The sequence below is a fragment of the Pseudomonas sp. RC10 genome, assembly GCF_038397775.1.
Taxonomy (GTDB): domain Bacteria; phylum Pseudomonadota; class Gammaproteobacteria; order Pseudomonadales; family Pseudomonadaceae; genus Aquipseudomonas; species Aquipseudomonas bambusae.
This window is the reverse complement of sequence record NZ_CP151650.1, coordinates 1,129,377-1,142,041: the sequence shown is the minus strand read 5'-3', so window position 1 is coordinate 1,142,041 and position 12,665 is coordinate 1,129,377. Positions and strand designations below refer to the sequence as shown.

The following is a 12,665-nucleotide window of genomic DNA, read 5'->3' as shown; positions in this document are numbered from 1 at the left end:
GCAAAGGGAGGATGGCTGAATTTAGGAATTTGGCAAGCGGGACGTCTAGACGGCGGCTTCGCGACACATCGCCCGGGTCAGGACCCGAGCGATGCATGCGAGCAAAATGACTCAGAGAGTCGAGAGGAAAGTACTGTTGGTGCTCTGCCATTCGAGGATGTCGAGGCGGATTTTCTTCTTGTCGAGCTTGCCGACACTGGTCTTGGGAATTTCAGTAACAAGGGCGATCTGGCTCGGAATCGCCCACTTGTTAATGTGCCCCTGTTCCACGAAAGGTTTCAGGTGTTCTTTCAAGGCCTTGGCGTCGACCACATGACCTTCGCGCACCACCAGTAACGCAAAGGGACGTTCGCCCCACTGTGGATCGGCGACCCCGACCACGGCCACTTCGCGCACGCCGGGGTGGCGGCTGCACAGGTCTTCGAGCTCCAGCGAAGACACCCATTCCCCGCCCGTCTTGATCACGTCCTTGATGCGATCGCGAATGTCGATGCCGCCCATGCTGTCGAGCGTCGCCACGTCGCCTGTGTGCAGCCAGCCACCGGCCCACAGCTCGGCGCCTTTTTGCGGTTCGCGGTAGTAGCTCTCGGTCAGCCATGGCGCGCGCAACACCAACTCGCCTTGGGTCTCGCCATCGGACGGCAGGAAATTACCCTCGCTGTCGACAATCGCGGCCTCCACCAAAACACCGGGTGTGCCGGCCTTGATCCGGTACGTGATGCGCTCGTCTTCGCTGCCCGCCATCAGTTCGTCGTTCAAGTGCGCCACCGAAACGAGGGGCCCGGTTTCGGACATGCCATACGCACCCGTCAGTTGAATGCCCTTGGCCTTGGCCGCTTCGTAGAGCGAACGGTTGAGCGAGCTGCCGCCGATGATGATGTTCCAGCCGGTGAAATCCACATCCTTGGCGGCCTTGGCGTTGAGCACCATTTGCATGATGGTCGGCACACAGTGGGAGAACGTGACCTTCTCCTTGCGCCATAGCTCGACCAGCAATTCCGGGTCATAACGACCGGGGTAAACCTGCTTCACGCCGAGCATGGTCGCCGCGTACGGCACACCCCACGCATGCACGTGGAACATCGGCGTGATCGGCATGTAGACCTTGTCGCTGCACAGCTGCCCTTCGACGCTGCCCATGATCGTCGCGACGGCCATAGTGTGCAGCACCAACTGACGGTGAGTGAAATACACCCCTTTGGGGTTGCCCGTGGTGCCGGTGGTGTAGAACGTCGTCGCCACTGAGTTCTCGTCGAAATCCTCGAAGCGGTAGTGCGGGCTGGCAGCCGCCAGCAGTGTTTCATACTCACCCACCAGGTCAGGAAGGTCGGCGGTCTTGTCTGCTGTGTCGGTGAGCAACAGGGTCTTCTCGACCGTGGTCAGCTTGCTCGCGAAGCAGTTATAGAGGGGGACGAACTCGCTGTTGACCAGCACGAACTTGTCTTCGGCGTGGTTCATGGTGAACAGAATCTGATCCGGCGAGAGGCGCACGTTGATGGTGTGAATCACGGCGCCAATCATGGGAATGGCAAACATGCATTCCAGATAACGATGGCTGTCCCAATCCATGACGGCCACGGTATCACCCGCTTTCACCCCCGCCTCGGTCAGCACATTGGCCAGTCTGCAGATGCGCTCGTTGAGGGTCAGATACGAATAGCGTGATTGGTCCCGGTAAACGATTTCCCGCGATTTCTCGTAACGACTGCCCGACATCAGCAGACTTTTGATCAACAGGGGGTACTGGTACGCGCCATCGGCTGGCGGAATCACGCGAGTCTGCAGCATAGGAATCCCTTTTCAAGATGCATGGGCGGTGCTGAAAATATGCACTCTAGAGCCTTCACTCGCTAGCCAAATCAGCCAAAGGGATGATTCGATTGACGAGTGACCATGCAGGCATTGCGCCATTTAACAGGGTGAAACGGCCCTAAGCGAGCTGAGCCGAGGGGTTTTCAGCCGGGGTGCGTGGGAAAACGGCCGCCGCAAGGAAGGTCAATGCCGCGAAGCCCGCAAGAATGAGATACAGCCCCGCCAGCCCCTGACGTGGCTCTACGTAGGCAATCAGCGGAATCGCTGTGGCGCTCGCACCGAAGGACAAGAAGTAACGCAACGCGAATACCCGCGACTGCCATTGCGGCGCGACGAAGTTAGCGACCATCGCATCGTTAACCGTCACCTGACCAAACACCACGAACATGAAACCCGCCCCCAGCAGCATCACCGGCCAGCTGTCGACGTAGGCCAGCGCGAACAGAAACGGTGCCTGGCAGATGGTCAGGATCACGAACGGCCATTTGAGGCTGAACCGGTCGAGGAAACGGCCGATGGTCAATTGCGCAATGGCCCCAAAGGCGTAAGCCAAGCTGACGATGAGACCCAAGGTTTGCGGCGAGGCGAACAGGTCGTGCAAGCGATCCTGAAACAGCTTCGGATACGTCATGGTGGTGGCGTTGAACACCACGCCGCCGGTGGCCGTGGCGATCGCCAGCACAGTGAAGACCATCGTCATGGAGATCCGCTGGCCGGATTTGCCTTTCGGCGCAGTGTGCGCCCGCACCGGGATCGGCTCGTCCTTGATCTGCCAGGCAAACGCCAGTCCGATCAGAATCGACACGCTGCCCGGCAGGATGAAGGCTGAGCGCCAGCCAAATTGCGCGACGAGAAAGCCCGTCAGCAGCGCGGAAAACGCCACGCCCAGGTTGCCCCACATGCCGTTGACACCGATTTCGCGGCCACGGTTCTGCGCGTAGGCCACCAGCATGGCGGTGCCGACGGGGTGATAGATGGCGGCGAACACGCCCACCAGCGTCATGCCGACCGCCAGCATGGTCGTGCTGGTGCTCAACCCGGTGATGATCGAAGCGGCGCCGATGCCGAAGAAGAACAGCAGCATCATGTGCCGCCGACTCCAGCGATCACCGAGCCAGCCCGCCGGTAGCGAGCAAGCCCCGAAAGCAATGAAACCGCCGAGCGACAGGCCGATCAGTTGGGCGTAGTCCAGCGCAAAGGCCTGTGTCATGCCCAGCACGGCGGCCGGGAAAATCAGCATGAACATGTGATCGATGACGTGGGCGGCGTTAATGAAATGGATCACCCGTCGGGGTGAGTTGGATCGTTGGGATTGACTCATGGCAGCGCATCCTGAGGCTTGCGGTGAAGGTGGATGCTCATGCTAAGTTGGCGACAATTCGCATTTCAGACAACAAAGTCATCGAACCCGCCATGTTGATCAATCATCTCCGCCACAGCCCCGTGACTGCTCACCCTGCGGACTACCCCGAAGGCGGCTATCACCCGTGGCACATTCACGCCGAGGCGCAGTTGCTCTATGCGGTCAGCGGCATGATGCGGCTGGTGACCAAAACCGGCGCCTGGGTAATTCCGCCAACGCGGGCGGTGTGGATTCCGCCGATGGTGCAGCACGAGACGTTCATGTCCGGCGAGGTGTTGATGCGCTCGCTGTTCATTGCGGGCGAACACTGCCCACCGGGGTTGAATCAGTGCTGCGTGCTGGCCGTCACGCCGCTGTTGCGCGAGCTGATCGTGCGGGCCACTCAAGGTGACGAGCATGCGGCCAATCCGCTGATTCAGCAGTTGATGCTGGAAGAAGTCGCCGGGCTGAAAAACCTTCCGCTGCACATCCCGATGCCCCGCGACCGGCGTCTGCACAGCATTTGTGTGTCCGTGCTCAAGGCCCCCGATCACGGCAACACGCTGGAGGATTGGGCGCAGGAAGTCGGCGCCAGCTCACGCACACTGACGCGGCTGTTCAAACAGGAATTGGACCTGAGTTTCAACGCGTGGCGTCAGCAAGTGCGCTTGATGGAAGCGTTGCCGAGACTGCTCGATGGCGAGAGTGTGCAGCGGGTGGCGAATGATCTGGGGTATGGCAGCGCGAGAGCGTTTAGCGCCATGTTCAGTCGTTTGCTGGGAGAAAGCCCCCGGGAGTATCTGGGGGCGTTGCGGCAGTTGAGCCAGCTGAAGCGATAGAGACTCCCTGTAGGAGTGAGCTTGCTCGCGATAGCGGTGGGCCTGTGCCGATTGCTCTGACAGACGTGACACCATCGCGAGCAAGCTCACTCCTACAGATTAAAAGCATCCAGCATGACAACGACTTAGATCAATGCATCTCGGTCAACGCGAGCTTCAGCCCCAGCGCGACCAACACCCCGCCCATCGCCCGATCGAACCAATGCCCCATGCGGGCGAAACCGGCCCGAACACGCTCTTGGCTGAACAGACGCGCCACCAGACAAAACCAGACGCCGGTCGCGACGGCCAGATAAACGCCATAACCCGCCTGAACCAGCAGCGGCGTGTGCGGGTTGATCACCACGGTGAAAAGCGACAGAAAAAACAGCGTCGCTTTCGGGTTCAAACCGTTGGTGACGAAACCCGCGGTAAAGGCGCCTCGCGCCGTGCGCTCGCCCTTGGCAAGATCAACCGGCGCGTCCGATGCGTTCGCCGGTTTGGCGCGCAGGGCCTTGATGCCGATGTACAGCAGGTACGCCGCAGCGGCCCACTTCAACGCGTTAAACAGCACGATGGACTGCGACACGATCAGCCCGATGCCCAGCAGCGAATAGCCGACGTGCAGGAAAATCGCCGTCCCCACGCCCATGGCGGTGTAAGTGCCCGCCTTGCGACCGTGGGTCACGCTTTCGCGCACGACCACCGCAAAGTCAGGGCCGGGGCTGGCCACGGCGAGCAGGTGAATGAGGGCTACGGTGAAAAATTCCGTCCAGTACATCGAAGGGTCTCCAAGGCGCTTTGGCCAATGACATGCGCTGTTACGTTCGCTACCTTACGCTTCCTATCCAACGGACAAAAGGTACAGCTGATGTCGAGTCAACGCAGAGCAGTTTTCCTGGATCACACCTCACTGGATCTCGGCGATCTGGACCTGAATCCTTGGCGTGAAACCTTTGGTGAACTGGTCCTGCATTCCAGCACGACGGCTGATCAGGTGATTGAACGCCTGCAAGGTGCGCACGCAGTGATTTCCAACAAAATCATGATCGATGCCGCCACGTTCGCAGCGTGTCCTGACCTCAAGCTGGTACTCGTCACGGCCACGGGCGTGAACAACGTGGACCTCGACGCAGCGCGCAAACACGGCGTCGTGGTCAGCAACTGCCAGGGTTACGGCACACCCTCCGTGGCGCAGCATGCCCTGATGTTGTTGCTGGCGATGGCCACGCGTCTGCCGGACTATCAGCAAGCGATTCAACAGGGTCAGTGGCAGAAGTCGAAGCAGTTCTGCCTGCTGGACTTCCCCATCGTGGAGCTGGAAGGCAAGACGCTGGGCCTGTTGGGCCATGGCGAACTGGGCGGCGCGGTGGCGAAACTCGCGGAAGCGTTTGGCATGCGCGTGATCGTGGGGCAGATTCCCGGCCGCCCTGCCCGTCCGGATCGCGTGCCGTTGCACGAATTGCTGCCGCAGGTGGACGCCCTGACCCTGCACTGCCCGCTCAACGAACACACCCGCGACATGATCAACGCCCACGAACTGAGCCTGATGAAACCCAAGGCGTTTATCGTCAACACCGCGCGTGGAGGATTGATCAACGAACAGGCGCTGGCCGACGCCCTGCGCAACGGCCATCTGGGCGGCGCGGCCACCGACGTGTTGACTGTCGAGCCACCGGTCAACGGCAACGCGCTGCTGTCCGGCGACATCCCACGCCTGATCGTCACCCCGCACAGCGCCTGGGGCAGCCAGGAAGCCCGCCAGCGCATCGTCGGCCAAGTCAACGAAAACGCCCGCGCGTTCTATGCCGGTGCGCCGATTCGGGTGATCAGCTGAGTGCCCCGCAACCTGTAGGAGCGTGGCTTGTCCCGCGAACGGCGACGAAGTCGTCGTAAGTTTGGTGACAGCGGTGTGGCAGGAACACCACATTCCCAGGTGTTACGACGGGTTCCCCGCCGATCGCGGGACAAGCCACGCTCCTACAGTAGATCGGTGTTTGGCCGTTTCCCCTGTTAAACTCCGCTCTTTTTTCAGGAGCCGATGATGGACCCGCGCAGTGAAGTGTTACTCCGTCAGGCCGAGCTTTTTCAGGGTTCGTTGCTGCTTGCCAATCTGCCTGCCGACGACTTGCTAGGCACGCTGCCGAACGCCCGGGGCTGGAGCTGGCATGCCGGGGATTTCGCCGCGCTGGACACCCGCTTCAACGGTCGCACCTATTTCGGGACCGAAGCACCCGCCGAGCCTTTAGAGGCAGCGGTCCTGTTCTTGCCGAAAGCCAAAGACCTCACCGATTACCTGCTCAACGCTCTCGCCTCGCGCCTGGCCGGTCGCGAACTGTTCCTGGTGGGCGAAAAGCGCGCAGGCATCGAAGCGGCGGCCCGTCAGCTCAGCCCATTTGGCCGTGCGCGCAAACTCGATAGCGCTCGTCATTGCCAGCTGTGGCAGGTCACCGTCGAGGACGCCCCTCACGCCATCGAATTGAACAGCCTCGCCAAATACTTCGACATCGAAGTCCTAGGCGGCCCTTTGAAAGTCGTCAGCCTGCCCGGCGTGTTCAGCCATGGCCGTCTGGATCGCGGCTCTGCCCTGTTGCTGGACAATCTGGATCGCCTGCCCACCGGCCATTTGCTCGACTTCGGCTGCGGCGCGGGGGTCTTGGGTGCTGCGGTCAAACGTCGCAACCCCGACATGAAAGTGACGATGCTCGATGTCGACGCCTTCGCGACCGCCAGCACCCGCTTGACGCTCGTCGCCAACGGTCTTGAAGCTGAGGTCATTACCGGTGACGGCATCGATGCCGCGCCGGAACATCTGGACGTGATTCTGACCAATCCGCCCTTCCACACCGGCGTTCATACTGATTACGCTGCAACTGAAAGCCTGCTGAGAAAAGCCCGCGAACATCTGAAAAAAGGCGGCGAATTGCGCTTGGTCGCCAACAGTTTCCTGCGTTACCAACCGATCATCGAGCAGCATCTTGGCGTATGTGCCGTCATGGCAGAGGGGAATGGCTTCCGGATTTACCGCGCCAAACGTGCCTGAAATTAACGCTTGCCGAACCGGATTCTCGAAGGCAGAATCCGCTCCGTCCTAGGGGAGTAGTCTCCCACGAGCGCCATGCTCGTCCGGCGTGCATCAACATACTTGGTCCTCAGACCATGGTGCGCGCGACCCGGAATCCGCATCAGACGGATCGGTGGTTTGACAAGACCTATGACACGAACATCCTGACCCGGGGCGGGGAGGTTGTACGTGTCATAGCCGTGTTGACCCGCCCCTTAGGAAAACCCTGATGCTGGAATCCCTGTTGGTCCCCACCGCGGTCGTCGCACTGGCCGAAATCGGTGACAAGACCCAACTCCTCGCGCTTATCCTCGCAGCCCGCTTTCGCAAGCCCTGGCCAATCATCGCCGGCATTGTTGCGGCCACGCTCGCCAACCACGCCGCAGCCGGTGCCGTGGGTGCCTGGTTCGGCAGTTTCTTCTCCGATGCGATGCTGCACTGGATTCTCGCCGCGAGCTTCACCGCCACCGCGCTGTGGACGCTGGTTCCAGACAAAATGGACGACGATGAAGCGAACACTGCCCGTAAATTCGGCCCGTTCATGACCACGCTGATCGCGTTCTTTCTCGCGGAAATCGGCGACAAGACGCAAATCGCGACCGTCATGCTCGCGGCGCAGTATTCCTACCTGTGGCTGGTGATTCTGGGCACGACGCTGGGCATGCTGCTGGCCAACGTACCGGTCGTGCTGGCGGGTAACTTCGCGGCGGAAAAACTGCCCCTCACCTTGATCCGTCGCCTGGCAGCGGGGGCGTTCTTCATCCTCGCCATCGTGGCGGTGTACAAGGCGATGCAGGTGAGCGGCTGGGTGTAAGCCCCCTCCCACGACTCCTCCCTCAGCGTCTGTTGGAGATCTCGGGCCCGGCACCCTTCCTGTGGGAGACGCCGGAGGTACGACGGCAGCGAAGGCGGTGTGCCAGACAATTCATCGAGACTGACACAACGCAGTCGCTGCCGTCGTGCCTCCGGCGTCTCCCACAGATTGAACTGCCCCCAAGAAGTTGGACACCCATCCAACCCCTTGGTGGGGCCAGTTCAGATCAAGCGGCGCACTTCAGCCGATCACCCCTTCGGCGCTTGCTCGTAGAGCGGCATCACCTTCGGAATCGCCGCCTGCAACGAGGCAATCCGATTGGACGAAGCCGGGTGAGTGCTCATGAACTCCGGCTGCGACGCCCCCGCCTGAGCCTGCATCTTCTGCCACAGGGTGATCGCGGCATTGGGGTTGTAACCGGCACGGGCCGACAGCTCCAACCCGATCAGGTCGGCTTCGTTTTCATTGGCACGGCTGTTCGGCAACGTCAGGCTGTAATTGACCACGGTGTCGGCCAGCGCCAGGCTGTCCTGCCCCAGACCGAGCAATGAGCCTGCGCCTGTCTTGGCCATCTGGATGCCATACGCCTTGGACATCGCTTCACGACCGTGCTCGCGCAAGGCATGGGCGATTTCATGCCCCATCACCGCCGCCAATTCGTCATCGCTGAGTTTGAGCGTATCGATCAAACCGCTGTACACGATGATCTTCCCGCCCGGGCCGCAGTTGGCGTTCAGCTCATCGCTCTTGATCAGGTTCACATCCCACTGCCACTGCGCGGCATCCGGACGCAGCTTCGGCGCCTGAGCGATCAGCCGCTGGGCAACGGCTTGGACGCGATTGGCCTCGGCGCTGTCCTTATCCAACACACCCTTGGACGACGCCTCGCTGACCGTTTGCTGGTAGGACTGCGCGTACATCTGATTGACCTGATCCGTCGACAACATGCTGAACATGTACTGCTTGCGCTCGACGCCCACCGAATCTCCGCGGGTGGTGTTGACGGCTTGACAGCCTGCCACCAGCAACGCGGCGCTCAGGGAACAGAGAGTAAAGGCCTTACGCATGTTGTATCTCCTTGGAAACAAGGCGCTCATCCTAGGCCGTACGCCCGGTGAGTGCCATATAGCAGCCGATTGCCATATAAATAGCGGTTAAAATTTCGCACATTTGTAACAGAGATAAAACACTCCCCTTAGTTCCGGCATCAGCGCTTCAAAAAGTTCGAAGGCCTTAGAAACCGTGGGCTGTAGGCGACATACCCAATTGCGACCTCAGCGATTCAAAAGCGGCCACTTCGTCGGTTTCGCCTCAATTAAGCGCGAGACAAGGCGATATCTCCTTCAGGCGTAATTCCACGTCCGGAGCCACTATGAAGTTCAAATCGATCCAGTTTTCAGTTGCGGCACTGGCGGGTGCCATCGTGCTCAGCGTCGTGGCTGCCCTCGTGCTTTATTCCTTGTTTTCCGGGGCCCGAACTCAGGAACTGGTGGACAAGCGCACCACCGCTCAATTCGAACAGGCTATCCAGCAGCGCCTGACCGCGATTGCGCGCACCCAGGCCAGTGAAATCCAGCGCGAACTGGAAGCGCCGCTGCACACCGCGGCCGGCCTCGCGACCATGAACGCCACGCTGGGCATGAAAGACAGCAAGGGCGAACCGCTGCTGAAAGTCAGCCGCGAGCAATTGCTCAACGTGCTGCACGAAACCGTCGTGCGGAACCCGAAAATCCTCGGTTCCTACATTGGCTGGGAAAAAGACGTACTGGATCACAACGATGCCGCGTACGCCGAGACGCCTATCACCGGCGTCGATCCGAAGGACGGCCGCTTCATGGCCTGGTGGTATCGCAAGCCGGACGGCACGTTCAACCTGGAAAAACTCGCCAGCCTCGAAGACACCAAAATTCTCTCCACGGGCATTCGTTCCAGCGAGTACTACCTGTGCTCACGAGAAACCCGCAAACCCTGCGTGATCGACCCGGCCCCTTATAAAGTCGGCGACAAAATGGTCATGCTGTCGTCGTTCATCGAGCCGATCATGCTGGACGGCAAATTCCAGGGCATCGTCGGCGCCGACCTGTCGGTGAACTTCATCCAGGACATGCTCGATGGCGCTGATAAAAAGCTCTACGAGGGCGCCGGTGACATGGCGCTGATCGCCACCAATGGTCGACTGGTCGCCTACACCCAGGACACCAGCAAGCTCGGCGAGAAGGCCAGCGACATCCTCGACGCCAACGAAGTCGCGAACCTGAACACCATCACCAAAGGCGAAGTGCGTTACGACATCGACAAGGAACACGGCCACATCGAGCTGTACATGCCATTCGGCATCGGCGACACCGACGCGCGCTGGACCCTGATGATTCGCATGCCCGTCAACGCCGTCATGGCCGACCTGCAAAAGCTGCAAAGTGATTTGGCGCACCAACGTGAAACCGACATTTTTGGCATGACCATGGTCGGCCTGTTAATCGCCGCACTGGGGTTGTTGATTGTCTGGTTTGTGGGTCGCGGGATTGCGCGTCCGCTGAAACAGATGGTGGTGATGCTCGACGACATCGCCAAGGGCGAAGGCGACCTCACCCGCCGCCTGACCAGCGACCGTGCCGACGAACTCGGTGCCATTGCTACCGGCTTCAATACCTTCCTGGGCAAGTTGCAGGTGATGATCAGCCAGGTGGTCACCTCGGTGCAGAAAGTCAGCGACTCGTCCGAACACACCGCTGATATCGCCATTCGCACCAACAAGGGCGTGCATAAACAGATGGCGGAGATCGACCTCGTCGCCACTGCCGTGCATGAAATGACCGCCACCGCTCAGGACGTCGCACGCAACGCCACTCAGGCCGCACAAGCCGCCAACCATGCCGATGATGCCGCCAATCAAGGCATGCGCATCGTCCACAACACGTCCAACTCCATCAGCGAACTGGCCGTGGAAATCGGCCGCGCCGTGGGCGTGGTGCAGACGCTGGCCAAGGACAGCGAGAACATCAACGCGATCCTGACGGCCATTCGCGGGATTGCCGAGCAGACCAATCTGCTCGCCCTGAACGCGGCCATCGAAGCGGCCCGCGCGGGCGAGCAAGGCCGAGGTTTCGCCGTCGTGGCCGATGAAGTGCGCAATCTGGCGCAGAAGACGCAACAGGCCACCGAAGAAATCCAGAGCATGATTCAGGCCCTGCAGACCGGCACGCGGCAAGTGGTCAAGGTCATGGAAGACAGTCAGACCAAGACCGACGAAAGCGTGGGCCATGCGGCGGAAGCAGCACAGGCGCTGGAAAGCATTACCAAGGCCGTGTCGGTGATCAACGACATGAACACCCAGATCGCCAGTGCCGCCGAGGAACAGAGCGCCGTAGCCGACGACATCAACCGCAACGTGATCAACATTGGTCAAGTGGCGAACGAAGTGGCGGGCGGCGCGGACGAATCGAGCCAGGCGAGTGCCGAGTTGACCAAACTGGCGGAGCAACAGCGCCGGTTGATCAATCAGTTCAGGGTTTGATGCAAAAAATGCGGCGTGCCTGACCCGCCGCATTACTCACTGTAGGAGCGAATTCATTCGCGAAGAAGGGTCAGGCAACAGAGATGTGTCGGATGTACCGACCCTTCGCGAATGAATTCGCTCCCACAGGACTTGTGGCTGGGCTCTATGGGTCAGCGCAACATTCAGAGCGGGGTCAAACACTCCGGTGCGTTGAGCTTCGGATCATTCACCAGGTTTGCCAATGGCCGCTCACGCAGTTGCATCTGCGGCGCGGCCAGCAGCGATTGCAACGTCGGCATCGTGGCCTCGGGGTCGAGCCAGGCGGCTTGCCCTTCGGCATCGAGAATCAGCGGCCTGCGTTGACTCATTGCCGCTTGCGTCACCACCGCCACACTCAGGTACACGTGCCCCTCCACCGGATACGCTTCCCAGATCGCGGCAAAAAACAGCGCCGAACCTTCACCCGGCGTCAGCCAGAAAGGCCGCTTGCGCACCGTTCCACGCCATTCGTAAAAGCCGTTGGCGGGCAGCACACACCGTCGCTCACGAAACGCCTGGCGAAACATCGGTTGTTCGGCCAAGGTTTCGGCCCGTGCGTGGGCAGGGGTTTTCGACATGTCGGTCAGCCAAGGCGGCGTCAGCCCCCAGCGTGCCCGCGCCAGTTCACGCCCGCCCTCCTCGCCTTGCGCTGCCCGCATCATCAGCACCGAATCGGCAGGCGAAATGTTCCACTGCGCCTGCTGGTCTGCCGGGAATCCGGGCAAGGCCGCAAAAGCGGGCGTCCAACGAAACAGCGCATAACGTCCACACATGGGCTCAGGGCAACTCGTCTGTAAAGCAATTCAAATGACGCGGCGCCGGTTTCAGCACAACAACACGTCGGGGTAGCTGTCAGGCTCATCGCCCGACAACGGAAAGGCGCCATTGTACTCAGTGATCAACTGGCGCGCGCGTTCGGCCTGTTCATCGTCCACCGCGAGGCCCAACAGACCGAACACCGGCAATTCGCCGATCCCTCCCAATAAATGACGTCCGGTGATATGGGACTCGATGCCTTCACTGGCGAGCATGGACTGCAACAACTCCCCTTCCATCATGTTTTCCGGCTCGTAGATTTTGCGCATTATTCGTTCTCGGCACGGACTTCCAGGTCCCATTGCTCGCCATCGGTTTCCAGATGAAATTCGATCGAGCGACAGCACACGTGACAATCTTCTATGAAATGATGATCCCCCTCGGAGAGGTCAAGAAGGGTCTCTCCCGGCTCGCCGCAATAGGGGCACTCGTAAGGCGCTGCTGGTTGTATTTCGTGCATCACA

12 protein-coding genes and 1 riboswitch are annotated in these 12,665 nt (G+C 60.4%); of the genes, 5 read left to right on the top strand and 7 right to left on the bottom strand.

From position 1 onward, the window contains the following. Positions 1-111 precede the first annotated feature (111 nt). Complete coding sequence (locus AAEO81_RS05180) at positions 112-1,788, bottom strand: fatty acid--CoA ligase (protein WP_341962093.1); 1,677 nt, start codon at positions 1,786-1,788, stop codon at positions 112-114. Between the two features lie 142 nt (positions 1,789-1,930). Then, a complete protein-coding gene (locus tag AAEO81_RS05175; RefSeq protein ID WP_341962092.1) occupies positions 1,931-3,133 on the bottom strand; it encodes an MFS transporter in 1,203 nt (400 codons plus the stop codon). A gap of 92 nt (positions 3,134-3,225) precedes the next feature. Here AAEO81_RS05175 and AAEO81_RS05170 point away from each other — a divergent pair, with 92 nt between their 5' ends. Further along, complete coding sequence (locus AAEO81_RS05170) at positions 3,226-3,993, top strand: helix-turn-helix transcriptional regulator (RefSeq protein ID WP_341962090.1); 768 nt, start codon at positions 3,226-3,228, stop codon at positions 3,991-3,993. A gap of 130 nt (positions 3,994-4,123) precedes the next feature. Here AAEO81_RS05170 and AAEO81_RS05165 read toward each other — a convergent pair whose 3' ends face one another. Beyond that, positions 4,124-4,753 carry a LysE family transporter gene (locus AAEO81_RS05165; protein WP_166597221.1) on the bottom strand — a complete coding sequence of 210 codons (630 nt, stop codon included), beginning with the start codon at positions 4,751-4,753 and terminating at the stop codon, positions 4,124-4,126. A gap of 90 nt (positions 4,754-4,843) precedes the next feature. Between AAEO81_RS05165 and AAEO81_RS05160 the strand changes: the two genes are divergently transcribed. From AAEO81_RS05160 to AAEO81_RS05150, 3 genes are all read left to right on the top strand, one after another. Beyond that, complete coding sequence (locus AAEO81_RS05160; RefSeq protein ID WP_341962088.1) at positions 4,844-5,809, top strand: 2-hydroxyacid dehydrogenase; 966 nt, start codon at positions 4,844-4,846, stop codon at positions 5,807-5,809. Between the two features lie 207 nt (positions 5,810-6,016). Next, positions 6,017-7,015, top strand: a complete 999-nt coding sequence (locus tag AAEO81_RS05155; protein ID WP_341962086.1) for a class I SAM-dependent methyltransferase — start codon at positions 6,017-6,019, stop codon at positions 7,013-7,015. 39 nt (positions 7,016-7,054) lie between these two features. Then, a riboswitch (yybP-ykoY riboswitch) is annotated at positions 7,055-7,241 on the top strand. Between the two features lie 24 nt (positions 7,242-7,265). Further along, the gene (locus tag AAEO81_RS05150) at positions 7,266-7,850 is read left to right on the top strand and encodes a TMEM165/GDT1 family protein (protein ID WP_341962085.1); all 585 of its coding nucleotides are present in this window, start codon (positions 7,266-7,268) and stop codon (positions 7,848-7,850) included. A gap of 248 nt (positions 7,851-8,098) precedes the next feature. On the opposite strand, the gene AAEO81_RS05145 is transcribed toward AAEO81_RS05150, so the two are convergent. Next, a complete protein-coding gene (locus tag AAEO81_RS05145) occupies positions 8,099-8,917 on the bottom strand; it encodes a M48 family metallopeptidase (RefSeq protein WP_341962083.1) in 819 nt (272 codons plus the stop codon). Between the two features lie 305 nt (positions 8,918-9,222). On the opposite strand from AAEO81_RS05145, the gene AAEO81_RS05140 reads away from it, so the two are divergent. Further along, complete coding sequence (locus AAEO81_RS05140) at positions 9,223-11,364, top strand: methyl-accepting chemotaxis protein (RefSeq protein WP_341962082.1); 2,142 nt, start codon at positions 9,223-9,225, stop codon at positions 11,362-11,364. 164 nt (positions 11,365-11,528) lie between these two features. On the opposite strand, the gene AAEO81_RS05135 is transcribed toward AAEO81_RS05140, so the two are convergent. From AAEO81_RS05135 to AAEO81_RS05125, 3 genes are read right to left on the bottom strand one after another with little or no spacing between them, the layout of a single operon-like run. Further along, the gene (locus tag AAEO81_RS05135; RefSeq protein WP_341962081.1) at positions 11,529-12,158 is read right to left on the bottom strand and encodes an SOS response-associated peptidase; all 630 of its coding nucleotides are present in this window, start codon (positions 12,156-12,158) and stop codon (positions 11,529-11,531) included. Between the two features lie 51 nt (positions 12,159-12,209). Beyond that, complete coding sequence (locus AAEO81_RS05130; RefSeq protein WP_166597228.1) at positions 12,210-12,470, bottom strand: DUF2007 domain-containing protein; 261 nt, start codon at positions 12,468-12,470, stop codon at positions 12,210-12,212. Then, positions 12,470-12,661: a CPXCG motif-containing cysteine-rich protein gene (locus AAEO81_RS05125; protein ID WP_341962080.1), complete on the bottom strand. Its 192-nt coding sequence runs from the start codon at positions 12,659-12,661 to the stop codon at positions 12,470-12,472. Before AAEO81_RS05125 ends, AAEO81_RS05130 begins: the two co-directional genes overlap by 1 nt. Positions 12,662-12,665 lie beyond the last annotated feature (4 nt).